This window comes from Mesorhizobium sp. P2_C5_2 (genome assembly GCF_056404535.1).
Window position 1 is genome coordinate 133,010 of sequence record NZ_JBFUDV010000010.1, and the last position, 25,774, is coordinate 158,783.

The 25,774-nt window shown below is 63.1% G+C and carries 25 protein-coding genes and 1 tRNA gene; 8 read left to right on the forward strand and 18 right to left on the reverse strand.

Going from position 1 to position 25,774, the window contains the following annotated elements; genetic code table 11:
- Window positions 1–2: 2 nt before the first annotated feature.
- The 5 genes from AC1D1B_RS29165 to AC1D1B_RS29185 form a co-directional block, all read right to left on the reverse strand.
- Window positions 3–752, reverse strand: a complete 750-nt coding sequence (locus AC1D1B_RS29165; RefSeq protein ID WP_023671670.1) for an electron transfer flavoprotein subunit beta/FixA family protein — start codon at window positions 750–752, stop codon at window positions 3–5.
- Window positions 753–968: 216 nt separating this feature from the next.
- Entirely contained in the window at window positions 969–1,769 is an 801-nt protein-coding gene (locus AC1D1B_RS29170) for a rhomboid family intramembrane serine protease (RefSeq protein WP_477336690.1), read from the reverse strand.
- 31 nt (window positions 1,770–1,800) lie between these two features.
- Entirely contained in the window at window positions 1,801–2,382 is a 582-nt protein-coding gene (locus tag AC1D1B_RS29175; RefSeq protein ID WP_477336692.1) for a cob(I)yrinic acid a,c-diamide adenosyltransferase, read from the reverse strand.
- Window positions 2,383–2,401: 19 nt separating this feature from the next.
- Window positions 2,402–2,593 (reverse strand): twin transmembrane helix small protein, encoded by a 192-nt coding sequence (locus AC1D1B_RS29180; RefSeq protein ID WP_112562259.1) that lies wholly within the window; start codon window positions 2,591–2,593, stop codon window positions 2,402–2,404.
- Between the two features lie 23 nt (window positions 2,594–2,616).
- A complete protein-coding gene (locus AC1D1B_RS29185) occupies window positions 2,617–3,483 on the reverse strand; it encodes an SDR family oxidoreductase (protein ID WP_477336694.1) in 867 nt (288 codons plus the stop codon).
- Window positions 3,484–3,543: 60 nt separating this feature from the next.
- On the opposite strand from AC1D1B_RS29185, the gene AC1D1B_RS29190 reads away from it, so the two are divergent.
- A complete protein-coding gene (locus tag AC1D1B_RS29190) occupies window positions 3,544–4,392 on the forward strand; it encodes a YihY/virulence factor BrkB family protein (RefSeq protein ID WP_192258267.1) in 849 nt (282 codons plus the stop codon).
- 180 nt (window positions 4,393–4,572) lie between these two features.
- Here AC1D1B_RS29190 and AC1D1B_RS29195 read toward each other — a convergent pair whose 3' ends face one another.
- A complete protein-coding gene (locus AC1D1B_RS29195; RefSeq protein ID WP_477336696.1) occupies window positions 4,573–5,478 on the reverse strand; it encodes a DMT family transporter in 906 nt (301 codons plus the stop codon).
- A 216-nt stretch (window positions 5,479–5,694) separates the two neighbouring features.
- On the opposite strand from AC1D1B_RS29195, the gene AC1D1B_RS29200 reads away from it, so the two are divergent.
- Window positions 5,695–5,982, forward strand: coding sequence for a hypothetical protein (locus AC1D1B_RS29200; RefSeq protein ID WP_477336698.1), 288 nt, complete (start codon window positions 5,695–5,697; stop codon window positions 5,980–5,982).
- Window positions 5,983–6,130: 148 nt separating this feature from the next.
- Here AC1D1B_RS29200 and gluQRS read toward each other — a convergent pair whose 3' ends face one another.
- Window positions 6,131–7,009 carry a tRNA glutamyl-Q(34) synthetase GluQRS gene (gene gluQRS, locus AC1D1B_RS29205; RefSeq protein WP_477336700.1) on the reverse strand — a complete coding sequence of 293 codons (879 nt, stop codon included), beginning with the start codon at window positions 7,007–7,009 and terminating at the stop codon, window positions 6,131–6,133.
- A 74-nt stretch (window positions 7,010–7,083) separates the two neighbouring features.
- Between gluQRS and AC1D1B_RS29210 the strand changes: the two genes are divergently transcribed.
- The gene (locus tag AC1D1B_RS29210) at window positions 7,084–7,725 is read left to right on the forward strand and encodes a DNA-3-methyladenine glycosylase family protein (protein ID WP_477336702.1); all 642 of its coding nucleotides are present in this window, start codon (window positions 7,084–7,086) and stop codon (window positions 7,723–7,725) included.
- Window positions 7,726–7,853: 128 nt separating this feature from the next.
- Window positions 7,854–8,411 (forward strand): HNH endonuclease, encoded by a 558-nt coding sequence (locus AC1D1B_RS29215; protein ID WP_008874122.1) that lies wholly within the window; start codon window positions 7,854–7,856, stop codon window positions 8,409–8,411.
- A 158-nt stretch (window positions 8,412–8,569) separates the two neighbouring features.
- Here the strand turns inward: AC1D1B_RS29215 and AC1D1B_RS29220 are convergent, their stop codons facing one another.
- A complete protein-coding gene (locus AC1D1B_RS29220; RefSeq protein ID WP_477336703.1) occupies window positions 8,570–9,088 on the reverse strand; it encodes a disulfide bond formation protein B in 519 nt (172 codons plus the stop codon).
- A gap of 31 nt (window positions 9,089–9,119) precedes the next feature.
- Entirely contained in the window at window positions 9,120–9,704 is a 585-nt protein-coding gene (locus AC1D1B_RS29225; protein ID WP_477336704.1) for a YqaA family protein, read from the reverse strand.
- A 205-nt stretch (window positions 9,705–9,909) separates the two neighbouring features.
- On the opposite strand from AC1D1B_RS29225, the gene AC1D1B_RS29230 reads away from it, so the two are divergent.
- Together AC1D1B_RS29230 and AC1D1B_RS29235 are read left to right on the forward strand one after the other, a co-directional pair.
- Window positions 9,910–9,994 (forward strand) — tRNA-Leu (locus AC1D1B_RS29230).
- 301 nt (window positions 9,995–10,295) lie between these two features.
- Window positions 10,296–11,132 (forward strand): hypothetical protein, encoded by an 837-nt coding sequence (locus tag AC1D1B_RS29235; RefSeq protein WP_477336706.1) that lies wholly within the window; start codon window positions 10,296–10,298, stop codon window positions 11,130–11,132.
- Between the two features lie 70 nt (window positions 11,133–11,202).
- Here AC1D1B_RS29235 and AC1D1B_RS29240 read toward each other — a convergent pair whose 3' ends face one another.
- The 6 genes from AC1D1B_RS29240 to AC1D1B_RS29265 form a co-directional block, all read right to left on the reverse strand.
- Window positions 11,203–12,360, reverse strand: coding sequence for a YncE family protein (locus AC1D1B_RS29240; RefSeq protein WP_477336708.1), 1,158 nt, complete (start codon window positions 12,358–12,360; stop codon window positions 11,203–11,205).
- A 107-nt stretch (window positions 12,361–12,467) separates the two neighbouring features.
- Window positions 12,468–13,748, reverse strand: a complete 1,281-nt coding sequence (locus AC1D1B_RS29245; RefSeq protein ID WP_477336710.1) for a GNAT family N-acetyltransferase — start codon at window positions 13,746–13,748, stop codon at window positions 12,468–12,470.
- Complete coding sequence (locus AC1D1B_RS29250) at window positions 13,748–15,151, reverse strand: lipopolysaccharide biosynthesis protein (protein WP_477336712.1); 1,404 nt, start codon at window positions 15,149–15,151, stop codon at window positions 13,748–13,750. Before AC1D1B_RS29250 ends, AC1D1B_RS29245 begins: the two co-directional genes overlap by 1 nt.
- A 393-nt stretch (window positions 15,152–15,544) precedes the next feature.
- On the reverse strand, window positions 15,545–16,048 hold the full coding sequence (locus tag AC1D1B_RS29255) for a hypothetical protein (RefSeq protein ID WP_477267917.1): 504 nt from the start codon (window positions 16,046–16,048) through the stop codon (window positions 15,545–15,547).
- A gap of 167 nt (window positions 16,049–16,215) precedes the next feature.
- Complete coding sequence (locus AC1D1B_RS29260; protein ID WP_477336714.1) at window positions 16,216–16,521, reverse strand: hypothetical protein; 306 nt, start codon at window positions 16,519–16,521, stop codon at window positions 16,216–16,218.
- Window positions 16,499–16,771, reverse strand: coding sequence for a DUF4242 domain-containing protein (locus AC1D1B_RS29265; RefSeq protein ID WP_477336716.1), 273 nt, complete (start codon window positions 16,769–16,771; stop codon window positions 16,499–16,501). The genes AC1D1B_RS29260 and AC1D1B_RS29265 overlap by 23 nt, the downstream gene beginning before the upstream one ends.
- Window positions 16,772–17,014: 243 nt before the next feature.
- Here AC1D1B_RS29265 and AC1D1B_RS29270 point away from each other — a divergent pair, with 243 nt between their 5' ends.
- Entirely contained in the window at window positions 17,015–19,603 is a 2,589-nt protein-coding gene (locus tag AC1D1B_RS29270) for an ATP-binding protein (protein ID WP_477336718.1), read from the forward strand.
- A gap of 227 nt (window positions 19,604–19,830) precedes the next feature.
- Here the strand turns inward: AC1D1B_RS29270 and secA are convergent, their stop codons facing one another.
- The gene (secA, locus tag AC1D1B_RS29275) at window positions 19,831–22,563 is read right to left on the reverse strand and encodes a preprotein translocase subunit SecA (protein ID WP_477336720.1); all 2,733 of its coding nucleotides are present in this window, start codon (window positions 22,561–22,563) and stop codon (window positions 19,831–19,833) included.
- A gap of 243 nt (window positions 22,564–22,806) precedes the next feature.
- Between secA and AC1D1B_RS29280 the strand changes: the two genes are divergently transcribed.
- Window positions 22,807–23,724, forward strand: a complete 918-nt coding sequence (locus AC1D1B_RS29280; RefSeq protein WP_477336722.1) for a peptidylprolyl isomerase — start codon at window positions 22,807–22,809, stop codon at window positions 23,722–23,724.
- A gap of 47 nt (window positions 23,725–23,771) precedes the next feature.
- Here the strand turns inward: AC1D1B_RS29280 and AC1D1B_RS29285 are convergent, their stop codons facing one another.
- Entirely contained in the window at window positions 23,772–24,359 is a 588-nt protein-coding gene (locus AC1D1B_RS29285) for a TetR/AcrR family transcriptional regulator (protein ID WP_477336724.1), read from the reverse strand.
- 126 nt (window positions 24,360–24,485) lie between these two features.
- The gene (locus tag AC1D1B_RS29290; protein WP_477336726.1) at window positions 24,486–25,712 is read right to left on the reverse strand and encodes a caspase family protein; all 1,227 of its coding nucleotides are present in this window, start codon (window positions 25,710–25,712) and stop codon (window positions 24,486–24,488) included.
- Window positions 25,713–25,774 lie beyond the last annotated feature (62 nt).

Here is a 25,774-nt window from a genome sequence, read left to right on the forward strand (position 1 = left end):
CCTTACAACACGCCGGCTTCGTTCTTGAGCTTGTCGACCAGTTCGGCGACGCTCTTGACCTTGACGCCCGCCTTGCGGCCGCTCGGCTCCTCGGTCTTGAGCACCTTCAGGCGCGGCTTGACGTCGGCGCCGTAATCGGCTGGGCTCTTTTCGTCGAGCGGCTTCTTCTTGGCCTTCATGATGTTGGGCAGCGAGGCGTAGCGCGGCTGGTTGAGGCGAAGGTCGGCGGTGATGATCGCCGGCATCTTCAGCTCGACCGTCTGCAGGCCGCCGTCGACTTCGCGCGTCACCTTGGCCTTGTCACCGTCGAGCACGACTTTGGAGGCGAAAGTGCCCTGCGCCCAGCCGAGCAATGCGGCCAGCATCTGGCCGGTCTGGTTGGAATCGTCGTCGATCGCCTGCTTGCCGAGGATAACGAGGCCGGGCTGTTCTGCGTCGACGACGCCCTTCAGCACCTTGGCGACGCCGAGCGGCTCGGTCTGCTCGTCGGTCTTGACCAGAATGGCGCGGTCGGCGCCCATGGCGAGCGCGGTGCGCAGGGTTTCCTGCGCCTGCTGCGGGCCGATCGAAACGACGATGATCTCTTCGGCCTTGCCGGCTTCCTTCAGCCGGAGCGCCTCTTCCACCGCGATCTCGTCGAACGGGTTCATCGCCATCTTCACGTTGGCGAGCTCAACCGCCGAACCATCAGCCTTCACGCGAACCTTGACGTTCGCATCCACAACCCGCTTCACGGGCACAAGGATCTTCATTTGCCTGTCACCTCTCCTGAGATATTCGGGCGCGCTATAGCAGCGTGCGCCACTGCAGAGTTGTCGAAAGCCGACATTCCTGACTGAATTCCGGCCAAACGGAATTCTGGCCAGACGGAATTCTTGTCTTCTGCCGCCTAACGGTGGCGTCCTCCGTAGTTGTGGCAACGCAGCACGTCAATATGCCACGGCAGCGGCCAAACCACTCAAATCGGTTCAGTTCTGACCGGAAGCGCCACCCCGGCCCCAGCGCGTCTCAGGTTGCGTGGGCGCGGGATCGGCTGGCGCCGGCCCGGTAGAAGCGGCCGGCTGATCGGCGGGTTCGGGCTCGCCGTCGTCGCCGGCAAGCAGCGGCACGCCGCGGCTGCGCATAATGAGCACCAGAACGCCGCCGGCAATGATGCCGCCAATATGGCAGGCCCAGGATATCTGGTTTTCGCCGCCGGCGGCAAACATCACCACCTGGAAGCCGATCCACAGGATCAGCGGGATGAAGGCCGGGATGCGCAGCGGAATGCGGGCAAAGATCAGCACCCACACCTTCACGCGGGGATAGAGGACCAGATAGGCGGCGACGACCCCGGCGATGGCGCCGGAGGCGCCGATCAGCGGCACTTGCGAATCCCAGGCGACGAGCCCCTGGAAAGCGGCTCCGGCGATGGCGCACAGCAGGTAGAAGATGAGGTAGCGGATGTGGCCGAGCGCGTCCTCGACATTGTCGCCGAACACCCACAGGAACAGCATGTTGCCGCCGAGATGGAAGATATCGGCATGCAGGAAGGCATAGGTGAGGTAGCTCAGGCTCTCCGGAATGACGACGAATTCAGGCGAGAGCTCTGCTGTGTTGTGGACAACTGAAGGAATGAAGCCGAGGCCGAGCACGGCTGCGTTGTTGAAATTTTCGCCACCGATCGTGGTGACGAGAAAGACCAGCGCATTGGCCGCGATCAGGCCGATCGTCACATATTGCAGCCGGATGTGGCGCAACCTGTTGGTGTCGTAAAGCGGGATGAACATTCCCCAGGCCCTCGTCCGCTTCTTAAAAAACTCAGCGGTTCTTGCCGGGCACCCATAACACGTCGGCATTTCCGTTGTCATTGACCGCACGGGCGGCGACGAACAGAAAGTCCGAGACGCGGTTGATGTATTTCAACCCCTCGCGGTTGACGTGCTCGGCCGGGTCCTGCGCCAGCGCCACCATGATCCGCTCGGCCCGCCGGGCCACGGTGCGGGCAAGATGGAGCGCGGCTGCCGCCGGCGTGCCGCCATTGAGCACGAAGGATTTGAGCGGCTGCAAGTCCTTGTTCAGAAGGTCGATGTCCTTTTCGACGCGGTCGGTCTGCGAGGCGATGATGCGCAGCGGCTCGTAGCCGAGCGGCTTGCCATCGTCGGGCACGGCCAGATCGGCGCCGAGATCGAACAGGTCGTTCTGGATGCGGGACAGCATGGCATCGATTGCGGGATGGGTTGCCGCGGTGTGCAGGCGGGCGATGCCGATGCAGGCATTGGCTTCATCGACGGTACCATAGGCATCGACACGCAGGTCGGACTTCAGCCTGCGCTCACCGGTGCCGAGGCCGGTGGTGCCGTCGTCGCCGGTGCGGGTGTAGATCTTGTTGAGCTTGACCACGTCGCCTCCCGAACGGCCGTCACTTGCGGGTGAAATACACCACCAGCAGGATCAGCGCCAAGGCCACGGCCTGCAATAGCACACGGGCCTGCATCAGCTTGTTGGAGGTGACGCCGTCGCCGCCGCGCATCATGTTGATGAGGCCGCGGACCAGCACGATCAAAACCGCGGCCATGGCCACAACGGCGAGGATTTTGAAGACTGTGACCATCTGGCGGCTCCAGTTCGTTTCGCTCAGGCGCGCCTGGCAAGCACGCGATAGAGCAGGGACGCCGGCAGGATGCGCTTGAGCATGACGCCGATCTTAGCCGGCACTGTTACCACATAGTGTGGGCGTGGGCGCCGTGACAGAAGTGCATGGCGCAAGGCCGCATAGACCACCTCCGGCCCTTTTTTCAGCCGCGATGAGCTGCCGCCGGCCCTGAGCCGCGCCAGCTGCGCGGCATAAGCGACGTGGTGGACGGAATTCTCGTGGTCGATGTTTTTCAGGAACCAGAACAGCCCGTTGCTGGCGATTTTCGACGTCACCGGCCCCGGTTCGATCAGCGAGACATGGACGCCGCTGCCGCTGAGTTCCTGCTGCATGCACAGCATCAGCCCCTCGAGAGCGTGCTTGGAGGCTGAGTAGGCGCCGCGAAAAGGCACCGGCGTCAGGCCAAGGATCGAGGAACAGTGGATCAGACGGCCGTGTCCCTGACGGCGCATCGCCGGCACGATGCGCTGGGTCAGGTCATGCCAGCCGAAGAAATTGGCCTCGAACTGCTCGCGCAATGCCGCAACGGGCAGGTCTTCGACCGCACCGGGCTGTGCATGGGCGCCGTTGTTGAACAGGGCGTCGAGGCGCCCGCCTGTCCGCTCCAGCACCGATGCCGCAAGCGCGGCGATGGAGTCGGGCTCACGGTAGTCGAGGTAAAAGGCCTCGATGCCGTCGGCCTCGAGTGCGGCGATGTCTTCCGGTTTGCGCGCCGTTGCAAACACCCGCCAGCCATCCGCCTTCAGCGCCCGGGCGCAATAGGCGCCTATTCCGGAAGAGGCACCGGTGACGATGATGGTGCGCAATTCTTTCGCCGGCGGGATCGTGGTTTGAGCAAGGGTTGCCATTTGCCACAATCCCTTCCCATATTCGCGGCGTCGAGACAATCGAAGGGAACGCGGCTCTTGATGCGGAATATCGTCGTGCTGCGCCGCGTGCTCTATGACGCGCTTGGCCATTTCAACACCGACGACGGTTGGGCGATGGCCAGCCATCTGGCGATCACCTCGCTGATGGCGCTGTTCCCGTTCCTGATCTTTGCCACCACGCTGGCGAGCTTCCTGGGCGCGCAGGCCTTCGCCGATACCGCCGTGCATCTCGTCTTCGACACCTGGCCCGAACAGATCGCCAAGCCGATCGCACGCGAGGTGCTCAACGTGCTGACGGTGCGGCGCACTGACCTTTTGACCTATGGCGTGCTGCTGGCCGCCTATTTCGCCTCCAACGGCATCGAGGCGCTGCGCACCTCGCTCAACCGCGCCTACCGCGTCGCTGAGACGCGCGGCATCATCTATCGCCGGGTGCAGAGCATCATCTTCGTGCTGATTGCTACGGCCGGCTTCCTGGCGATCAGCGTGCTTCTGGTGTTCGCACCGCTTCTCGCACGGCTCGCCGAAGCCCATATCGAATGGATCAAGCCCTATATGGGCACGATCACGCTGTGGCGTTTCATCATCGCCTCGACCGTCATTGTCGGCGGGCTGTTTGCCGTGCATTTCTGGCTGCCGGCGGGCAAGCGCCGCCTCGTCTCGATCGTACCGGGCATCCTGTTCACGCTTGCCGCATGGCTTGTCGGTTCAACCGTCTTTGCCACCTATCTCGATCACTTCTCGTCCTATGTAACGACCTATGCCGGTCTCGCCTCGATCATGATCGCGGTGGTCTTCCTCTACATGCTCTCGGCGATCTTCATTCTCGGCGGCGAACTCAACGCCGCGATCAGCCGCTATCTCGAAGCGCGCGCCCGGGTCGGATGAGTCGATAACGGCCGGATTGAGGAATTGAGGAACTGGAGAATTGGAGAAGAAGCACGCAGCGCCAGATTTCCTCAGCTCCTCAGCTCCTCAGCTCCTCAGCTCCTCAGCTCCTCAGCTTTTTTCCTCAGCTCCTCAGCTCCTCAGCTCCTCAGCTCCTCAGTTCCTCAGTTCCTCAGCTCCTCAGTTCCCCCAGTTCCTCAGTTCCTCAGTTCTCCCCTTGGCGGGCCGGGCCGTGGCCAGGCCAACGCCCAATGTCGCGATTGCCATGCCGACGATCTGCACAAGGCTGAGCTGTTCACCGAACAGCGCCCAGGCGATAACGGCGGTGACAGCCGGCACCAGGTAGAACAGCGAGGCGACCTTCGACATCTCGCCGTCGCGGATCATCACCATCAACAGGAAGATGGCGCCGATCGACAGCACCAGCACCAGCCAGGCCATGGCAAAGATCAGTTCGCCGTTGATGATGACCGTGTGCGTCTCGAAGGCCAGCGAAGCCAGGATCATCAGCGCGCCGCCGCCGATATATTGCCACATCGTCGCCGCCACCAAGTCGCCGCCCGAGGCATAGCGCTTCTGCCAGATGGTGCCGGCGCTCATGCCCAGCACCGAGACGAGAGAGGCGATAAGCGTTTCCGGCGTGACGCCGCCGCCGAGCGCGCCGAGCTTCGGCCATAGCACGATGACGACGCCTATCAGGCCAACGGCGAGGCCGGCCCAGTGACGCGGCAGGATGGCCTCGCCGAGGAACCGGCCGGCAAGCACGGCCGTGATCAGCGGCTGCAGGCCGACGATCAACGCAGAAAGCCCGGCCGGCATGCCCCTATGGATCGCCCAGAACACGGCACCGAGATAGATGCCATGCATGAGGATGCCGGCCCCTGTGGCGTGAAGCGCTTCGGCCCTTGTGGCGCGCTTCGAGCCAAGCACGAGCATCAGGCCGGCGAGCAGCAAGGCGGCGATGACAAAGCGGGCCGCCAGGAAGGTGAAGGGCTCCGCCCAAGGCATTGCGTAGCGCGCGCCGATGAAGCCTGTCGCCCACAGGACGACGAACGAGGCGGGGATGAACCGCTTGAGACTGTGCATTTTTGGGGGAAGCCGTTTCCGGAGGAGGTCCGATTGGGTGAAGAGACAAATACGGCAATTGCTCTAATGCGGTTCAATCCGGCAAGCAAAGCGAAACAATTGATACATAAGCTTGCTCTGATGTAGGGGTGGCCGAATTCAAAGAGCGGCGTCGGACAATCGACTTCTGTCGATCGATCTGGCGACATGGCGTTTCGGCTTCGACAAGGAGCGCGCATGCTGTTGCATCTCGACACAAGCTGGCTGTTGATGACGGTTGCGAGCGTGGCCGTGTTCGGCTTCTTCTTCGGCTCGGCGCTCGACGCCATCATGGAGGAGGACGGTTTTGGGTCGACCGGCAACACGCTGCTGTTTACGCTCGGCTTCTTCGTCGCGATCATGATCGCGAACGAGCATGGCATCGTCCTTAGAGATCTGAAGCTCGCGGTTGCCTGGGGACTGGGCGGCGCCTTCGCGTTTATCGGCGGGTTGGCGCTGCTTAAGGCGGGGTTGGCACGCCTCTAACGGTGCATTGATATTGAGGTGATGCCGGCCTGCGAACGGCCGATCCCTGCGCTTCCGGTGCTCACGTACAAAAAGTACGCTCCGCTCCGGCTCTCGGTATCAGTCGTTCTCGACACGGCCTGACCTCAATCTCAATACACCGGAACAGCTAGAGAAGTCCGACGAGCCGCCTGACATCGTTCGGTGAAGCGCCTGCCTGCCTGAGTGCGGCAAGGCCGGTATCGCCAAAGCTCTTCGACAATTTGCGCCCATCCGGTCCAAGCACGAGACCGTGGTGGAAATAGTCCGGCTGGCCGAGGCCGAGCAGTACCTGCAGCAGGCGCTGGATGCCGGTCGCGGAATAAAGGTCCTGGCCGCGCACGACATGGCTGACGCCTTGCAGGGCGTCGTCGACGACGACCGCCAGGTGATAGCTGGTCGGGATGTCGCGGCGCGCCAGGATGACGTCGCCCCAGTCCTGCGGACGCGCCTCGACGTGCCGCGTCGCCGACGGTGTCTCGTCGATGAATTCGCGCCAGGACAAATCCGTGCCGACGCGTGCCCGTGCCGCATCGACATCCAGGCGCCAGGCGAAGGGTGCGTTGTCGGCGATCCGGCGGTTGCGTTCGCTGATCGGCAGCGCTTTGTCGGCGGCGGGATAGAGCGGCACGCCGTCCGGGTCGCGCGGCCAGTCGCGGCCGCGCTTTTCGCTGTCGGCGATGAAGGCCCTGATCTCGCCACGGCTCATGAACGCGGGGTAGACGAGCTCTTCGCGGATCAGCCGGTCGAGCACGGCCTGATAGTCGGCGAAATGCTCGGCCTGGCGGCGCACCGGTTGTTCCCAATCGAGGCCTAGCCATTCGAGGTCGCGAAAAATGCCGGCCTCGAATTCCGGCGTGCAGCGTGTGGTGTCGATGTCCTCGATGCGCAGCAGCAGGCGGCCGCCGGCGGCGCGCGCCAGCTGCTGGTTGAGCAACGCCGAATAGGCATGGCCGAGATGCAGTTCGCCATTCGGGCTCGGCGCGAAGCGGAATGTCAGGAGCGTCATGTCTCAGGCGGCAATCGGGTTGTGCAGCGGTTTTGCCAATTGCTACCGTGCGGCCGGTTCAGGAACAAGAAAGCATGCAACGCATCGCCACGCTTGACGACATTGCGCAAGGGCTCGACGCGCTTTGCGTAATCGATCCGCGCCTGGAAAAGGTGCGCGGCATGGCTGGCGAGGTGCCGCTGCGGCTGTCAGAGCCCGGCTTCAGGAGCCTCGCCTCGATCATCGTCTCGCAACAGGTGTCCCGCGCGAGCGCCGATGCCATTTTCGGCCGGCTGGTGAAACTGGTCGATCCGCTGACGCCGCAGGCGATCCTTGCCGCCGGCGAGGACATGTTTCGCGAGGCCGGCCTGTCGCGGCCGAAGCAGCGCGGCCTGATCGCGGTTGCCCAGGCCGTGGTCGACGGTCTCGACCTGCATCACCTCTGCTCGCTCGACGCCGAGGAGGCGATCGCGAAGATGACAGCGGTGCCGGGCATCGGCCCGTGGACGGCGGAAGTCTATCTTCTGTTTGCCGCCGGCCACCCCGATATTTTCCCCGCGCGCGACGTCGCGCTGCAGAGCGCGGTCGGTCATGCGCTGGGCATCGAGCCACGTCCACCGGAGAAAACACTCATCGCTCTGGCCGAATCATGGAGCCCGTGGCGAGGTGTCGCATCGCGGCTTTTCTGGTCCTATTATCGCGAAACCAGGGGCAGGGACGCCGCGCCGCCGGCCTGAAACCGCAAAAAAGCATGAAAATCCTGCATTTTTGCCGCTTTTGGCGAGCGACAATCCGCTTCACATCCCTGTCATGTCGGGCTTACAGTATCCGCGCCGATCGGTTCTAGAACGAGGAGGTCAACAAGGTGACGGTTGCCGTATCTCCGGATGGGCTTCCTGCGCTGGTGCTGAATGCGGATTACCGTCCGCTCAGCTATTACCCCTTGTCGCTCTGGTCCTGGCAGGACGCCATCAAGGCGGTGTTCCTCGACCGGGTCAACATCGTCGCCGAATACGAGCATGCGGTGTCTTCGCCGACCTTCTCGATGAAGCTGCCCAGCGTTGTCAGCCTGAAGGCCTATGTGAAGCCGTCCAGGCATCCGGCGTTCACCCGCTTCAACGTGTTCCTGCGCGACCGTTTCCAGTGCCAGTATTGCGGCACGCCCGAGGATCTGACCTTCGATCATGTCATCCCGCGCCATCGCGGCGGGGCGACGACATGGGAAAATGTCGTCGCCGCCTGTTCGCCGTGCAATCTCAGGAAGGGCGGCATGATGCCGGCGCATGCCAAGATGTGGCCGCTGCAAAAGCCCTACCAGCCGACCGTGCACGATCTGCACAACAATGGCCGGCTGTTCCCGCCCAACCATCTGCATGAAAGCTGGATGGATTATCTGTACTGGGATGTCGAACTGGAACCCTGAGATCGTTCGAGAATTCGGGAGGCTGGCCGCCTGAAGCGATTTTCTGCGCTTCCGGTGCTCACGTACTTGAGTACGCTCCGCTCCGGTTCTCGAAAATTACTTCATCCGACTCAGCCTGCCGAATTCTTTGAACGATCTCGCGTCGGCGCTTTGAGAGTTTAGTCGCGGGCCAGCGCGCTGCGGAAGGCGACGGCGGCGAGGATGAAGCTGGCGATAGCGTTCCAGCCGGCCAGCGACAGGCCAAGGATGCGAAGTGCGGCCTTGTCGCAGGACGGCGGCACGAATTTGTCGAGCGCATCGAGCACGCCCTTGCCGCCGGTGTCGACCGGGCCGGCGCCGGCCGTGCAGTCAGCCGGGCCTTGCCACCAGGCCCATTCGACGCCCGAGTGGTAGACACCGAGATAGAGGCCGTAGAGCATCAGCAGACCGCCGATGGCAAGCAGGCCGCGCGTCAGCCAGGCGGGCGCGTTGATCATCGAGGCGATCACCGCCAAAATCATCAGCGGCGCGCCGATGTAGTAAGGCGTGCGCTGCTCCAGGCAGAGATGGCAGGGGATGTAGCCGCCAATGTGCTGGAAGGCGAGCGCGGAGCCGACCGTGGCGGACATGGCGACGGCGAGAAACAAAGCAGCGCGTGTCCGCTGGCGTCCGGTATCGGCATTCATCGTCGCTGTCATGGTGTTGTGATCCGTTGAATTGCCCGTCCGCTCAGAACGCGTATTTGACGACGATATAGAGCAAAATCAGGGCGGCGGCGCCGGCGCCGACGATCAATCCCAAACGCTTCTCGATGAATTCCTTGATCTCTTCGCCATAGCGCCGCAGCAGCCAGGCAAGAAGCAGGAAACGGGCGCCACGCGCCAGGATGGCTGAAACGATGAAGACAACAAGATTGACGTGAAGCGCCCCGGCCAGAATGGTGACCACCTTCATCGGCGGCAGATGAGCAGCGCCGGATGTGACGAGCAGCACCAGCATCAGCCCGGTGCCGGACGACTGCCACTTCTCGAACGTGTCGAGGCCGCCGAAATGCTCCAGCATCGGCCGTGCTATCGTGTCGTAGGCATAGTAACCGATAAGCCAGCCGGCAATGCCGCCCAGCACGGACGCGATGGTGGCGGTGAGCGCGTAGCGATAGGCGCGCTCGGGCCGCGCCAGCGCCATGGGGAGGTACAAGACGTCGGCAGGTATGAAAAACACCGAGCTCTCGACGAAAGCGATGAAAGCCAGCCACCATTCGGCGGATTTGCGGGCCGCAAGCGACAGGGTCCAGTCGTAAAGTCCGCGAAGCATCGGCTCTCCTAATGCATGTCGCCCAGACGCAACGCGCTTTGATACGGGCCTGTCTAGAAAGATTTTCCGCGCCGCACAATGGCAGGAGCTTCACGAAACCGAAAGGCGGGCTTTTGCCGCAAGCAGGGCACGGCCGCGCATTTGGCCAGTTGACGAACAGGCCTCCGACCGTATAGTCCGCGCCCATCCAGGCCTCCCGGCCTGAGCCCCTATGGCGGAATTGGTAGACGCGCTCGACTCAAAATCGAGTTCCGCAAGGAGTGCTGGTTCGATTCCGGCTAGGGGCACCATTTTCCACCCGAGATATCTAAGAGCTGTCAGCGCTCTCTCGGTGATGTGCTCAAAGGAGAAGATTGTCGGAAGACCTATGGCCCTTCGTCAACTGCCTACGCTATGGTCTTAGTCCAGCAAGTATGCGGTCATGCGACGTCTTCTGTGTTCTAGTCGAATATCTTGGACGATCGCGCCAGCACAACGCTCCGGATAAAATCGATCGGATCGAAGGCGGATCACTACTGTGACTTGAAGAGAGTTAGTATCACTGTCCTACCGTGCGAAGTGATGAAGTCGTCTGCAAGAGGGGTAAGTTCAATGGCCAGCGATGCCGACACTGGCAAGGACGACCAGTTGCCCCGCGCGATCAAGATTTCGCTATGGTTGACCGGGGCGTGGATGGTCTTGTTGCTGGCGCTTATCACTCAGGCAAAACCTTGCGCAAGCGTCGATCCTTGGTGGGACTTTTTTCATCGTCATTTGGCCTGTAGGGAAGTCGATAGCATCGGTAATTTTCTCGCTGGTGCATTCGCTCCGCTCGCCTTCCTTTGGCTCGTCGTTACTGTCCTTATCCAAGCTCAGGAGCTTAAGGCGCAGCGAGCAGAGCTGAAGCTCACTCGTCAGGAGTTTGTTGCAAATCGAGGGGTGGCGGAGGCTACACAGAGGGCAATCGAACAGCAGTCAGAAACTGCGAGGGTGAGTGCTGAGTTCGTTGGGAGGCAAACGGAGATACAGGGTGAGCAGTTAGACCAGCAACGGCAAAACGCCACCGAAGAGCGGATCGCGCGGCTTCTTAAGCGAACACATACGGTATTGCGACGGAAGATTGTAAATCACGTTCGATTCCAATTCGGAGAACGAGATGTACCCCTGCTGCCGCTGGATGGTGGATGGTCAGATGAAAGTGAAGACGCTATTGCAGAGATGTCGACTAAACTTGTTAGAAATTTTAGAAAATGGACAACTAATCCGGAAGCGACAGGTGTTAGAGATGTCGATCGTCCGACGATAGTGTTGCTTCACGAGCTACTGATGTTCATTCGCGCCGAGCGGCCCGGATTGTCTTCCAGCGCACTCATCAACCTTGATGCGCTGGGGGTTGATGAACTTCGTAGCGTTGTCGAGACGATCTTGGGAATTGGTGATGATACCTAGTGGCTCTTCGTTTGGGTTGACAGGCGACGCTTGCTGATCGGACTGTTCCGCTGCATTTCTTGGCGCAACGCTACCGCATATTCCCGGTATGGCCCTGCGAATACCGTCCCGGCTGCGGCCACACCGTCAGACCATGCGGCTCTGCTCCGACCCGAAATTTGGTGACGGCGCCCGATGTCGTGTCGATCATGTAGGCGGCACTGTCGAAGCGGCCGGACAGCCATAGTTGTTTGCCGTCGGCGCTGACATTGCCCATGTCGGGGCTGCCGCCGCCGGGGATCGGCCATTGCGCGACGACCGCGCGGGTGGCGAAGTCGATCACCGTCACGCTGCCAGGTCCCTTTGCCTTGCCCTGCTCCATCTTGTGCGAGCCGCGATTCGAGACGTAAAGCCGCTTGCCGTCGCGGCTGACGACGAAGCCATGGGCGCCGATGCCGGTCGGGATAAAGCCGATCTCCTTGAAACTGTCGCCATCGACTAGGAACACACCGTCATTCATCATGTCGGCGATGTAGAAGACCTTGCCGTCGGGCGAGAGCCGGATGTCCTGCGGCATGCCCATTTTCGAGAAGTCGAGATGGCCAAGCACCTTCTGGTTCTTCAGGTCGATCTTGGTCACTCCGCCGTTGCCGTATTCGCAGGTGAAGATCACATAGGCGCCGTCGACCGAGAAATCGGCGTGGTTGATGCCGGGGCAGTTGGGCGTCGGCAGGCTCGACTTCAGCGCCATGGTTTGAGGATCGCGGAAATCGAGCCGCTCCAGGGCTTCGTCGACGACGATGGCCGCGCTGCCATCCGGCATGAAATACAAATTGTAGGGATCTTCCACGGCGATCTGTGGGCCGGGCTTGCCGGTCATCGGGTCGACCGGCGTCAGGCTGCCGTTCTTGCCGGTGCCATTGTTGGCGACCCAGAGCGTCTTCAGGTCCCACGACGGTACGACGTGCTGCGGTTTGCTGCCGACGGAGAACCTGTCGACTTCCTTGAGGGTCATGGTGTCGATCACCGTGACGCTGTTGGAGGAGCGGTTTGGCACATAGACGCGCGGCAATGCACCCAGCGTAGCCGGGCTGAGATGGCCGGCGCCGGTGTGGCTGTAGATGTTGATGGGCGGCGCGGGCTCGCTGCAATCCTCGGGACAGCTATCGGCCCAGGACCGGACAGGCAGCAGCGCAAGCAGCAGGAAGGCCGCACGGGTACCGGTGTGACGCAAAAAGGATCTGATCATCAATATGGCTTGTCGTGAAGGCCGGCCGAAATTGCCGCCGCGACCCATAGCTTGGGTTTTGCCGCTGTTCCAGTGGCTTTTCTCAAGGCTCCCGCGGGGTGCACGGCTCAGCGTCGCCCCAACAAACTCTTCATGCGGTTGCGCAGCAGGCGGGCCATGTTGCGGGTCTCGCGGTAGAGATGCAACTGCGAGGCGGCCTGGCGGGCGAGGCGATCGGCATCCGGCGTCAGCCCGATCACCAGCGAGCCCATCGGTTTGCGCTCGCTCCACAGCCGGCTCATTACCGGATGGTCGGGCACGGCGCAGGAATCGGTCATCATGACGTTCGGGTCGTCGAGATGCTGGTTGGTCACCTCGATCATCAACAGCGTGCCCGGCGAATAGGTCGCCAGCGTCTCGTCATAGGCGGTCTTCCAGGTATAGGCGACGCCGGCCTCGACGAAGACGACCAGGCAGGCGATGGTGCGGCCGTCCAGCGTCAGCGAATGGATGCGGCACATATCGTGTTCGGCCAGTCGATGCACGGCCTCGCGGGCAAAGGCGGCGCGGTAGCGGTCGATGGCCATGGCGGTGCGCTCGCGGCCCTTCCAGCCGGCGGCTTCCAGCGTCAGGAAACTTTCGATGGCGTAGCGGATTTCGTCGGGGCCGCGCGCCACGATGTGTTCCAGTTTGCCGAGATCGCCCAGGCGCCGCTTCAGGCGACGGAATTCGCGATAGTGATGCGCGCGCAGCGATGCCTTCAGATAGGCCTCGCCGTCGAGCGTACTTTCGAGCACCGGCCGGTCCGCCTTGCCGGTGGTGACCATGGTCAGGCCGCGCGTCTCGGCAACGGTGGCAAGCACGCTGGCCACCGGGCCGTCGAGCCTCATGTCGGGCAACACGAAGACTTTCGGCAGTTTCAGGTGCGGCCGCGACAGCATGCCGAAAAAATCCTCGACGACGCCGATGGGGTCGTCGTGGTCAACCAGCGGCGTGCCCATCGGGCCGAACGGGCTTGACCAGGTGCGCATCACCGGAACGCCGAGCGGCACGGCCGGCCGTTCGACCGAGAACGGCACCAGCAGGCGCAGCCGGTTGCGGTATTCGTCGCCATCGCGGATCACCGCCAGCTTGACCTCGCGATCCTCCAGCCGGGGCATGGCCGGCGCCAGGAAGCGTGGGTTGAAGAAGACGTTTGGCTCGATCGTGCGGGTGCACAGATAGTCGAGCTCCTCGACCAGGTCGAAGCCGGCCGAGGCCGGATAGATCGCCAGCTTGCGCAGCGGCCGGTTGTTGGCGAGGACCTCGAGATGCGCCGGATCGGAATCGCGCGCCAGGCCGGCAAGGCCCGACACCATGGCGCCGGCCGGACCGCCGCTGGTTTCCTCGATCAGTGGGATGGCTGCCATCAGGCGGCTCCCTTGGCTGCGGGAACGAAGATCAGCATGACGATACCAAGCTTGCGCCACACGGTGAAGGACAGAGCGCTCGCCTCGAAGACCATGGCAAGGCTGGTGGCGATCGCAGCGCCCCACAGGCCGAAGAGCGGGATGAGCACTATGTTGAGGCCGATGTTGAAGGCCAGCGTCATGGCGTAGACGGCGGCGCAGATGTTCTGGTTGCCGCTCATCGTCAAAAGGCTTTCGCAAGGGCCGACGGCGGCGCGCGCCACGACGCCGAACACCAGCAGAAACAGCAGCGGATAGCCGGCGGTGAATTCGGGGCCGAACAGCACCAGCATCGGCTCGCCCAGCGCCAGCACCAAGAGCGCCATCAGCAGCGACGGCCAGAACGTCCACGACACGGTCTCGCGGGCAAAGGCGGCGAGCTTTTCCGGTTCGCCATGGGTGAACTGCGCATAGCGCTGGGCAACGCCGGCCTTGACGGAGAAATAGACGAAATGCACCAGTGCCAGCGTCTTGACGGTGGCAAAATAGACGGCGACGTCGTTAGGCTGGAGATAGGCGCCGACCATCAGCACGTCGGCATTGGTGAGCAGGAAGAAGAAGCTCTCGACCAGGAAGATCGGCAGCGAGACGATGAACCATTCGCTGAAATGCACCTTCATCGGCCCGGCCGGGATCTTCTTGCCCAGGCGCGAGGTGACGCCGATGAGCTGGGCGAGCGTGGTGGCGTAGGTGGCGGCGATCGAGGCGAAGATCGCGGTCCGAGCGTCGGGCGCGTAGCCCATTGCCAGCATCAGCGCCATCAGCGCCAGGATCAGCACCGGCCGCACCAGATAGGTCGGCGACAGCGCAAACAGCGCCCAGGAATTGGCCCGCGACTGGCCTTGCAGCAGGTCGCCCATGGCAATCATCGGCAGGCAGAACAGGCCGAGGATGAAGGGGATCACATAGTAGCTCTCGATCCAGTCCGCGCACACCCAGACGCCCAGTGCGCCAAGTCCGGCGATCGCCGTCGAGGCGATCAGAACGAACAGGCGGCTGGCGACGACGATGCCGCGCAGTTCGGCCAGCATGTTGCGTTCGCGATATTCGGGGATGAAGCGGATGACCGAGGTGTGGAAACCGAGGCAGGCGAGGTTGCCGACGATGACCATCGTCACCCATACGAGGACGAAAATGCCGTATTCGAACGAGCCCATCCAGCGCGCCATCAGCACCTGGCTGATGAAAGCGATGACGGCGCTGACGATGCGGATGGCAAAGGCGATCAGCGACATGCGCCCGGCTTCGCCGCGCTCGTCGGCGGTGAACAGCACCGCATCGATGCGGCCAAGCAGCGGCCCCATGCGCAGCGCCAAGCGCTGCGGCAAGAACCGCCCGGCCGTCGTCGCCGCGGAAAAGCGCACCCCGATGTCTCTCCGTTTCCCGCCTCTTTTCAAGCTTTTGGTGTATCCGAAACACCTTAAGAAAGGGTGGGCGGGTGCGGGTGCGCGGAGCGGCCAAGGACAGCCGCGCGGGCAAGGTACGTCAGTCGTCAAGCCGGTGGCAGAACGAAAAGGCGAGCGAACGCCGGGGAAGACTGGGGAGCCGGTCGACGTTACGCTCGCCCCTCCCCCGCCAAGGGGGAAGGCTGGAGCATGATCCCGAAAAGTGGAACCGGTTTTCTCGGACAAAACGGGAACCGTTTTGTCCAGAGATCATGCTCAAACAAGGAGATAGAGCCCCATCCCGGTTCCATCTGGATGGAACAGGCTCTGGCACGGAATGTGTCCGGTGCCAGAGGTGTCACATGGGGAAGGTCACATCCCCTTCATCGCGTCGCACGACACGTGCGGGTTCATGTCGGCGAAGGCGCCCGTCGGATTCTGTTTCCAGGCCCAGACATGCAGTTCGTAGAACGGGCCGAGGCCGTAGCGGTTGGGGGCGCTGTTGAAGTTGAACAACTGGCCTTCGAGCGAGGCCGGGCCCTTCGAGGTGATGTATTCGACCGCTATCAGCTTCAGGCTGCCGTCGGCCATCGGCTCGTACATCACCGCCTCGGGCTTGGCGAGATCTACGGCATCGTCCTTGAGATAGGCGCCGTTGACATAGTGGATGCCCATGGCGCCGCCGGTGATGCCGCTGGCGCAAGGGATCGGGGCGTAGCCTTCGGCCGTGGCAGCTGCCACATTCTCGAAGCGGCTGTTGGCCGCGCGCACCTTTTCGGCCAGCGGATTGGCGTCGTGCGCCTGGGCGGCGGCACCGGCCGCGATCGAGATGGCGGCCAGGGCCGCGAAGCGTGTCGTCCAAAGAGTTATGGTCATGGTCTTCCGTTCGTTTGTTGACGCTCGGGGCGACGGCGGCCGATCTGGCCTGCCGAAACGCCAGCGGCGTTGGTTCAAGGATTGAGGAACGGGCTTGTCCGTCCCGATTCATGCGATGCGGTTCCAGTTGGCGAGCTTTTTGCCGCCGCGTTAAAAACTGAGCAAAATCAACGATCCCAAAAGTAAAATTGCCAATATTCCTGCGGGACCTCGCGCTCAGACAGCCCGATGTCGCGCCTCAGATAATCGCCTTCCGGGGGCAAGCGCCGCCTTTCAGACAGATACGCAGGCAGCTTCGACGCGAACCGCCGTAGACGGCCGAACACGGAGGTTGGCCGTCCGGCCTCTCCCACGACAGTTGCGGCTTCACCGCCCGGCAACCCGTCAAACAGTTTACCATTGTCGAGAGAGGCAGCTTGATGCTCATCGCCGTTCCAGCCGTTTGCGTGATCAGACGTAAAAGTAAGGGTCAAGAACCCGCACCTCCGTGATCTTGTCGACCGGCAGCGAGTTTTTCTGGGCCGTGCTGCGGATCGCTTCGGGCGAGGGTGCTTCGTAGATGCAGAAGCTGCGCTTCTTGTCGGGCGTGACGAAGGACTGGATCCAGGTGACACCCTTTTCGGCATTGCGCATGACGACGCCGCCCACCGCGGTGGCGCCGATGTCGGTCATCGGTATGTTGAGGCCGTCCGGAAATGTGCGTTCAATCAGGTAGCGAGGCATGGAAGGCTTCCTTTTCCATTGGTTCACGCTCGATCGGAGCGCTGCTGGACGTTGACCACGCTGGCCCGGGCCGCGCATCGGAACGATTCCCCATATTGGGCGGGACGATTCCCTATGTTGGCGTCGTTCTTTGTGGAAAGAGGCACGGCAATGTGTGCAAAGTCACATTGCGACGCTTTCTTCACGGGCTATCGTGAGCGGCCCGCCATGGTGGGAAAACTCCGATCGTATGAGACGATGATAATGATGCTTCTGGAACGGCAGACGCAGCTGCAGCAGTTGGAGACCCTGCTTAACGATGCAATCGGCGGCCATGGCCGCGTTGCGGTGCTGGCGGGAGAGGCGGGCGCCGGCAAGACGGCGCTCGTCGAGGCGTTCGCGGCCCATGTCGGACAGAGCGCGGCGACGTTGCGCAGCGCCTGCGAGGACCTGTCGATCCCCGATCCGCTTGGCCCGCTTTACGATCTGGCCCGCGAGGCGCAATGGGCGCTGCCGCGCGCGATCGACGCCCGGCACGGGCAGAGACTGCCGCTGTTCTCCGATGCGCTGGACGCCTTCGTGGCCAAGGGGCCGAGCCTGCTCGTGATCGAAGACCTGCACTGGGCCGACGATGCGACACTCGATTTCGTGCGCTTCCTCGGCCGGCGTATCGTCAACACCCAGATTCTGCTGTTGCTCACGGCGCGCACCGACCGCAGCGAAGGACAGATGCGCGTGCGCCGCGCGCTGGGCGAAATTCCGGCAGGCAGTGTGGCGCGTATCGACGTGCCGCTGCTCAGCGAGGCGGCCGTGCTGTCGCTTGCCGACGCGGCCGGACGCGATGGCGACGCCATCTACCGGGCGACTGCAGGCAATGCCTTCTTTGTCACCGAATTGCTGTGCGCCGAAAACGAAATGGCGCTGCCGGCAAGCGTGCGTGACGCTGTGCTGGCTCGGGCCGAGCGGCTGTCGGTTGGCGCCCGGGCGATGCTTGATGCGGTGTCGGTGTTTCCGCGCCGCGCCGACGCCTGGGCACTGCAGGGCCTGTGTGGCGTCGCCAGCGCCGGTCAGCTGGCCGAGTGTGTGGCCAATGGCCTGCTCGACGATCTCGGTGACGGCTACGCCTTTCGCCACGACATTGCGCGGCGTGCCATCGAAATGATGCTGACGACCTCGCACAGGCGGCAATTCAACCAGCGTGCTTTGGCTGCGCTGCTCGAAAATGGCGACGTCTCCACCGGCCGCCTGGTGCATCACGCGGTCGAGGCGCACAATCTGGCGGCGGTGCGCGAACTTGCGCCGATCGCCGCGCGCGAAGCGTCGCGTGTCGGCGCCCATCGCGATGCCGCCGGCTACTATGAAATCGCCTTGCGGCAGACCGACCGCCTGCCGGTGATTGAGCGCGCCGCGCTCTACGAAAGTTATGCCTTCGAGTGCCATCTCATCGGCAAGATCGACGACGCGCTTGCGGCGCAGGGACAGGCACGCCGGTTACATCAGGCTGACGGCAACAGGCTGAAGGAAGGCGACAGCCTGAGATGGCTCTCACGGCTCAGCGAAATGGGCGATGACCGCGAAGCGGCCGCCGCCTTCGGCGCCGAGGCGGTGGCGATGCTGGAAGCCGCCCCTGCCGGTCCGGAACTCGCCATGGCCTATTCAAACCTGTCACACCTGGCGATGCTGTCGGAGAGGGTGGAGGACACGCTGTTCTATGGCGAGAAGGCAGCGGCGCTGGCCGAGCGGATGAACCGTCCCGACATCGCCTCGCATGCTCTCAACAATGTCGGTTGCGTCGAACAATGGCTGAATCCGGCCGCCGGGCGCCAGCGCCTCGACCAAAGCCTCGAAATCGCGCTGCAGGGCAATTTCCAGGAACATGCCGCGCGTGCTTTCACCAACCGCGCCTGTTTCGAGATCACCCAGATGAGCTACGACGCGGCGCGGCCGGTGCTTGAGAGCGGCATCCACTATTGCACCGAAAACGACCTCGGCACCTGGCGCGACTATCTCAGAGGCATGCTGGCCGATGTGCAGCTCCGCCAAGGCCAATGGGACGAGGCCGCCGCGACGGCGACCGAGGTCATCGACAATGAGCGGACAACGACCGTGGGCCGGTTTCCGGCGCTGCTGGCTTTGGCAAAACTGCGCCTGAGGCGCGGCGATCCCTCGGCCGAGCCCTTGTTTGCCGAAATCGCGCGGTTCGTCGGAAGTGGTGCAGACCTGCAGATGCTGAGCTCCTACGCAGCCCTGATGGCGGAACAGGCGTGGCTGGGGCTGGCCGACAGGCAAGAGGCGCTAACGCTGATCACCCGCGCCGAAACGCCGGTGCGCTCGCGCGCCCATGTCGGTGAACTGGCGTTGTGGCGAGCATTGCTCGCTCCCGATATGCCGGCCGGCGATACTGCCGACATGGCGACACCATATCGGCTGCTTTTGACCGGCGACTGGCGTTCGGCTTCGACACTTTGGGCCGAATTGAATGCGCCATACGAGCGCGGACTGGCGCTCATCCTTGGCGACGAAGAGGGGCAGCGGCTGGCGCTGGATATCTTTGACGGCTTGGGGGCAAGGCCAGCTGCCCAGCGCCTGCGCGACATCATGCGCAAGAACGGCATTGGCGGCATCGCCCGTGGCCCGCGCCGCTCGACGCGCGCCAATTTGGCCGGCCTCACCCTGCGCCAGATGCAGGTGCTGCAACTGATCGAACGCGGCCTGTCCAACAAGCGGATCGCCGAGCAATTGACGATTTCGCCCAAAACGGTCGATCACCATGTCTCGGCGGTGCTGGGAAAACTGGATGCGGTGTCGCGCGGCGAAGCGACGGCGGCGGCGCGCGATTCGGGGTTGTTGTGAGGGTTGACGGAGGTTGGACTGAGAGGTCGCGATCCTTCGCGCCCCCCTCTGTCCTGCCGGACATCTCCCCCTCAAGGGGGGAGATTGGCTGTCATTGCGGCTTTCGCAATTGTCGACATTGAAAAGAAGACAAGGCCGCCGAAGCTGCTGATCTCCCCCCTTGAGGGGGAGATGTCCGGCAGGACAGAGGGGGGCGCTGTCCCTCCGGCCTTTCGAATCAAGCCCGCTTACGCGAACGCGCCGTGGCAGTGCTTGTATTTCTTGCCGGAGCCGCAGGGGCAGGCTTCGTTGCGGCCGACTTTGCCCCAGGTCGCCTGGTTGTTCGGATCGCGGTCTTCGGGAGCGACGATGGCGTTGCTCTCCTGGCGGACCAGAAGTGCCGTTTCGCCACCCTGGAAGTCGTCCTCGCCAGTGGTGCCGTCAATGTGGCTGCCGAACATGTCCGGCGCTTCCGGAGGCGGCGCTTCGGCGGCCTGGCGGACCAGTTCGACGCGCATCAATTGCGCGGTGACTGCCTGCCGCAGATTGCCGAGCAGCGCCTGGAACAGCTCGAACGCCTCGCCCTTATACTCCTGCAACGGATCGCGCTGGGCGTAGCCGCGGAAGCCGACGACCGAACGCAGATGGTCGAGGTTGACGATGTGCTCGCGCCACAGATGGTCGAGCGTCTGCAGCACCACCGAACGTTCGACATAGCTCATCACGTCGGGGCCGAAACGCTCGGCGCGCTCCTTGGCGGCGGCGTCGGCGGCCTCGGTCAGGCGCTCGCGGATATCGTCCTCGGCAATGCCTTCTTCCCTGACCCAGTCCTCGACCGGCAGATCGAGATTGAGGAATTCGGCGACCTCGGCCTTGAGGCCGGCGACGTTCCACTGTTCGGCATAGGCGTTTTCGGGGATGTTCTTGGTGACGATCTCCTCGATGACGCCTTCGCGCATCTCGGCGATCGTCTCGGACAGGCCTTCGCCATCCATCAATTCGATGCGCTGCTCGAACACCACCTTGCGCTGGTCGTTCGAGACGTCGTCGTATTTCAACAGGTTCTTGCGGATGTCGAAGTTGCGCGCCTCGACCTTCTTCTGCGCCTTTTCCAGCGCCTTGTTGATCCACGGATGGATGATCGCCTCGTCTTCCTTGAGGCCGAGCTTCTGCAGCATGCCGTCCATGCGCTCGGACCCGAAGATGCGCATCAGATCGTCCTGCAGCGACAGGAAGAATTTCGAGCGGCCGGGGTCGCCCTGACGGCCGGAACGGCCGCGGAGCTGGTTGTCGATGCGGCGCGATTCATGGCGCTCGGTGGCAAGCACGTAGAGGCCGCCGGCGGCCAGCGCTTTGTCCTTCAGACGCTCGACATCGGCATTGATTTCCTTTTCGCGCGCCTCGCGCTCGGGGCCTGCGGGCATGTCGCCCAGTTCGTCCTCGATGCGCATCTCGGCGTTGCCGCCGAGCTTGATGTCGGTGCCGCGGCCAGCCATGTTGGTGGCGATGGTGATGGCGCCGGGCTTGCCGGCCTGGGCGACGATGGCCGCCTCGCGCTCGTGGTGGCGGGCGTTCAGCACCTCGAAATCCTTGAACCCTTCCTTGCGCAGGCGCTCGGCCAACTGCTCCGATTTTTCAATCGAGGTGGTGCCGACCAGCGTCGGCTGACCCTTGGCGCGCGCTTCCTTGATCTCCTTGACGATCGCCTTGTACTTCTCCTCGACCGTCCGGTAGACCTCGTCGTCCTCGTCCAGGCGGACGACAGGCAGATTGGTCGGAATCTCGGTGACTTCGAGGCCGTAAATGTTGCCGAACTCCTCGGCCTCGGTCAGCGCCGTGCCGGTCATGCCGGACAGCTTCTTGTAGAGGCGGAAGTAGTTCTGGAAGGTGACGGAGGCCAGCGTCTGGTTTTCCGGCTGGATCGCCACATGCTCCTTGGCTTCTAGCGCCTGGTGCAGGCCTTCCGAATAGCGGCGTCCCGGCATCATGCGGCCGGTGAACTCGTCGATGATGACGATCTCGTCGTTACGGACGATGTAGTCCTTGTCCTTCTGGAACAGCCGGTGCGCCTTCAGCGCGTTGTTGACGTGGTGAACGATGGCGACGTTCTCGACGTCATAGAGCGACTCGCCCTTCAGCAGGCCGGCCGCGCGCAGCAGGTTTTCCAGCTTCTCGGTGCCTTCCTCGGTGAAGATCGAGGTCTTCTGCTTCTCGTCGATCTCGTAGTCGGCCGGGCTGAGCTGCAGCATGAAGGCGTCGATGGTGTTGTACATTTCCGAACGGTCCTCGAGCGGACCGGAAATGATCAGCGGCGTGCGCGCCTCGTCGACCAGGATGGAATCGACTTCGTCGACGATCGCGTAATTGTGGCCGCGCTGAACCATCTGGGCGCGCTCATATTTCATGTTGTCGCGCAGATAGTCGAAGCCGAGCTCGTTGTTGGTGGCGTAGGTGACGTCGGACGCGTAGGCGACGCGGCGCTCCTCGTCGGACAGGCCATGGACGATGACGCCGACCGAGAGGCCGAGGAATTTGTAGACGCGGCCCATCCATTCGGAGTCGCGCGTGGCGAGGTAGTCGTTGACGGTGACGACATGGACACCCTTGCCGGCGAGCGCGTTGAGATAGACGGGCAGGGTGGCGACCAGCGTCTTGCCTTCGCCGGTGCGCATCTCGGAGATGCCGCCATTGTGCAGCACCATGCCGCCGATCAGCTGCACGTCGAACGGGCGCATGCCGAGCACGCGGCGAGACGCCTCGCGGGCGGTGGCGAAGGCCGGCACGAGCAGGTCATCGAGCGTAGCGCCGTTGGCGATGTCCTGGCGGAATTTCTCCGTGCGAGCCTGAAGCTCGGCATCGGACAGCGCCCGCATCTCGTTTTCCATGGCGTTGATCGCCTCGACGCGAGGCCGGGTCGACTTGACGCGACGATCGTTGGAGGAGCCGAAAACCTTACGGGCGAGACCGCCGAGACTGACCATCCAATGGTCCTTTCGATAGAATTCTCAATCTTGAGATGAGCGCCGGCCGGCCCCATCAATTCCGCGTGAAACGCGGACAAACGCAAAAAGCGCCCGGAAAACGGTTCTGGACGCAAAGTCGTTGGACAGATAAGAGGGGGCTCAACTGATGTCAACGCCGCGTTAGCCCTATGGGCAGCGCCAAATTCCGCCACAATCCGGCTGATCTGCAAGCCCGACCAATCCCCCTTGGAGTTAATCTTGATGTCCTTACTGTTTCGCCGTGCGTCGCTCGCCAGCCTTGGCCTGGCCTTCGGCCTGTCGGCCCTGTCGCTGTCTCCGCTGATGGCCCAGGAAGCCGCTCCCGCCCCGGCCGATGCCGCAGCGCCGGCGGCCGCCCCCGTCGATCCCAACGCGGTCGTCGCCACCGTCAACGGCGAGACGCTGACCGAGGCGGACCTTGGGCTTGCCGAGGGTGAGTTGTCGCAGCAGTTCGCACAGTTGCCGCCCGAGCAGCGCCGCGCCGCCGCCCTTTCGGCGGCCATCGAGATCCGCGTCATGGCCGCCCAGGCAGTCGCCACCGGGCTCGACAAGGATCCCGAATTCCAGCGCCGCATGGCGTTCCTGCAGCAGCGCGCGCTGCATGGCGAGATGGTCGAGAAGGGCGTCGTCGACAAGGTCACGGACGCCGAGGTGCATGCCCGCTACGACCAGGAAATCGCCAGCACGCCGCCGGTCAATGAGGTTCATGCCCGTCACATCCTCGTGAAGACGAAGGAAGAAGCCGAGGCGATCATCAAGCAGCTCGACGGCGGCGCCGATTTCCAGAAGCTCGCCAACGAGCACACCAGCGATCCCTCGGGCAAGACCAATGGCGGCGATCTCGGCTGGTTCGGACCCGGCCAGATGGTGCCGGAGTTCGACAAGGCGGCCTTCGCGCTCGAAATCGGCAAATACACCAAGGAGCCGGTGCAGTCGCAGTTCGGCTGGCACGTCATCAAGCTCGAGGACAAGCGCGTCAAGCAGCCGCCGGCGTTTGACGACGTCAAGGACCAGGCCAAGCAGGCGGTCATCCGCGACAAGTACTTTGCGCTGGTCAAGCAGCTGCGTGGCGCCGCTAAGGTCGAAATCCCCGACGCCAATCTGAAGAAGGCCGTCGACACGATGGAAGCCGGAAAGTAAGGCCAGCATCGAAAACGCATGCAAAAGGGCGCCGTTTGGCGCCCTTTTCAATTGCGAGAGATGCCGTTTACCACATAGCGGACGGTGGCACGGATTGTAACCTCATCGTCGTCGAGACGGTTGGTCAAAAGGTGCTTCCAGGCATAGGAAGCCACAAGGTCGGCGACCAGCGCTGCATTGATATCGGCCGCAACCTCGCCTCGCGCCTTGGCGCGCTCGATGATCCGGGCGGTGTGGGACCGGCGTCCATCGGCATAGCCAGTCAGGGCCACGGCCGCCGCTTCATCCGACTGCGCTTCGGCCACCAACGACCGGAACACGCTGCCCGAGGATGTGTCGCGCCAGTGCGAGAAGAGGTTTTGAAGGAAACCGACGAGATCGTCTTCGAGATTGCCGGTATCTGGGACGGCAACGCGCTTTTGCCGCTTGTAGACCTCCAGCAGCAAGGCTGCCTTGCTCGGCCACCAGCGATAGATCGTGGGTTTGCCGGCGCGTGCGCGCCGCGCGACGGCTTCGATGGAGAAGCCGGCATAGCCGGCCTCGACCAGCACTGCCTCCGCGGCCTCGAGAATGGCCTCGGCGCTGTCGGGATTGCGCCGCGCCCCGATCGATCTGCGCGCCGGATCTTCGGCCATTCCTGTCCTCGCCAACTGTTTCGCCGGCAATATAGGTGGCCTGGCAATCAAACGAAACGGCTGGTTTTGTTAAGTTGAGCAGCAGATAGCGGCGCCGGTTGCGGCGCGGTCGTCACAGCCTGATATTCATTGCATCGCTGCCAGCGTCTCCGAGGCGACGCGCCAGCCGCCGTCTGCTTTGAAGAGTTCGAGCGTGACGCGTGTCTTGCCAGTATAATGCGCCGTCGACTTGGCCTTCGGCTCATAGTCGTAGCTCATTTTGAAGACCACTTCCGCTTCACCCCCGCCATGCGGGTTCACCTGAAGGCTGCCGGGTTCAAGGCCGAGCGACCATGACGCCCATTGCGCGAACCAGTCGACTTTCGCCTTCACCAGCGCCTCGGTGTCGTAGGGTTTGCCGAAGATGGTGACGGATGGCCCGTAAACCCGATTGACCGCGTCGCGAATGTCCCTTGTGTCCGGCGCCAGATAGTCGTCGCGCAGGAATTTCTCGATCGAGGTTTTGTCGTCGCCGACGGAACGTTCGAGCGCTGCCACCTGGCTGGACGGCGCCGGCGCAACGGCCGGCGGCGGCGCGGCAGCCACGCCGTCAGGCACAAACTCAAACCGTTCGAGCAGCGAGCCCTGTTCCCAGGGGCGCTGGCCCTCGCGGGTTTCGGAAACCACGTCGCGGCGCACCGCGATCATCATGTCGTTGATGCTCTGGCCGGGTTCGGCCATGTGCCGCAGCAGGGCGGCGGCAAACGGCGAATTGCGCCCCGTGCCGTCCATGGCGACAGCACCCGGCGCCGTCGAGAAAGCGATGAAGGAGCCGCGCGTCGAATCGAACTGCGCCAGGCCAGCAAGCGCCGTCGCCGAGCGCGTGGTGGCAGTGCGGCTCAGGCTGCGGGCAAAGGGATTGTTGCGGCAGGCGTCGAGGAACACCAGGCTGACCTTGGTCTGCTGTTCCATGATGTCGAGGACTTCGTCGATCGGCACGGCTTCGAGCTGCAGCTTGACCGGCATGTCGAGCCGGGCGTCGACCGGCACGATGTAGTTGCGCCCTTCGACCTGCAGGCCGTGGCCGGCGTAATAGAAAAGCCCGACGCCCGCACCTTGCAGGGCATCGGAAAATTCGCCGATCTTGCGCTCGAGCTCACGTTTGCCGAGATCGTTGCCCTCGATGACGTCGAAGCCGATCGAGCGCAGCTTGCCGGCAATGTCGAGCGCATCGTTGACCGGATTGGCGAGCGTGCCGGCTTCTGCATAGGTGCCGTTGCCGATGACCAGCGCCACGCGCCGTTCCGGCTGCGCATCGGCGCTCAGGAGCAAAAGCCCCATAAACGCCACCGCCAAGATCACCAGCCTGCCCATGGCACTAATCATAACGCCAGAGGCTGCGCCGACGCCAACGGATTTGAAATGCAAGCTTAATC

Coding starts and splice junctions, on each gene's coding strand:
- AC1D1B_RS29165 (WP_023671670.1), bottom strand. CDS start 752: ATGAAGATCCTTGTGCCCGTGAAGCGGGTTGTGGATGCGAACGTCAAG.
- AC1D1B_RS29170 (WP_477336690.1), bottom strand. CDS start 1,769: ATGTTCATCCCGCTTTACGACACCAACAGGTTGCGCCACATCCGGCTG.
- AC1D1B_RS29180 (WP_112562259.1), bottom strand. CDS start 2,593: ATGGTCACAGTCTTCAAAATCCTCGCCGTTGTGGCCATGGCCGCGGTT.
- AC1D1B_RS29185 (WP_477336694.1), bottom strand. CDS start 3,483: ATGGCAACCCTTGCTCAAACCACGATCCCGCCGGCGAAAGAATTGCGC.
- AC1D1B_RS29190 (WP_192258267.1), top strand. CDS start 3,544: ATGCGGAATATCGTCGTGCTGCGCCGCGTGCTCTATGACGCGCTTGGC.
- AC1D1B_RS29195 (WP_477336696.1), bottom strand. CDS start 5,478: ATGCACAGTCTCAAGCGGTTCATCCCCGCCTCGTTCGTCGTCCTGTGG.
- AC1D1B_RS29200 (WP_477336698.1), top strand. CDS start 5,695: ATGCTGTTGCATCTCGACACAAGCTGGCTGTTGATGACGGTTGCGAGC.
- gluQRS (WP_477336700.1), bottom strand. CDS start 7,009: ATGACGCTCCTGACATTCCGCTTCGCGCCGAGCCCGAATGGCGAACTG.
- AC1D1B_RS29210 (WP_477336702.1), top strand. CDS start 7,084: ATGCAACGCATCGCCACGCTTGACGACATTGCGCAAGGGCTCGACGCG.
- AC1D1B_RS29220 (WP_477336703.1), bottom strand. CDS start 9,088: ATGACAGCGACGATGAATGCCGATACCGGACGCCAGCGGACACGCGCT.
- AC1D1B_RS29225 (WP_477336704.1), bottom strand. CDS start 9,704: ATGCTTCGCGGACTTTACGACTGGACCCTGTCGCTTGCGGCCCGCAAA.
- AC1D1B_RS29235 (WP_477336706.1), top strand. CDS start 10,296: ATGGCCAGCGATGCCGACACTGGCAAGGACGACCAGTTGCCCCGCGCG.
- AC1D1B_RS29240 (WP_477336708.1), bottom strand. CDS start 12,360: ATGATCAGATCCTTTTTGCGTCACACCGGTACCCGTGCGGCCTTCCTG.
- AC1D1B_RS29245 (WP_477336710.1), bottom strand. CDS start 13,748: ATGGCAGCCATCCCACTGATCGAGGAAACCAGCGGCGGTCCGGCCGGC.
- AC1D1B_RS29255 (WP_477267917.1), bottom strand. CDS start 16,048: ATGACCATAACTCTTTGGACGACACGCTTCGCGGCCCTGGCCGCCATC.
- AC1D1B_RS29265 (WP_477336716.1), bottom strand. CDS start 16,771: ATGCCTCGCTACCTGATTGAACGCACATTTCCGGACGGCCTCAACATA.
- AC1D1B_RS29270 (WP_477336718.1), top strand. CDS start 17,015: ATGATGCTTCTGGAACGGCAGACGCAGCTGCAGCAGTTGGAGACCCTG.
- secA (WP_477336720.1), bottom strand. CDS start 22,563: ATGGTCAGTCTCGGCGGTCTCGCCCGTAAGGTTTTCGGCTCCTCCAAC.
- AC1D1B_RS29280 (WP_477336722.1), top strand. CDS start 22,807: ATGTCCTTACTGTTTCGCCGTGCGTCGCTCGCCAGCCTTGGCCTGGCC.
- AC1D1B_RS29285 (WP_477336724.1), bottom strand. CDS start 24,359: ATGGCCGAAGATCCGGCGCGCAGATCGATCGGGGCGCGGCGCAATCCC.
- AC1D1B_RS29290 (WP_477336726.1), bottom strand. CDS start 25,712: ATGGGCAGGCTGGTGATCTTGGCGGTGGCGTTTATGGGGCTTTTGCTC.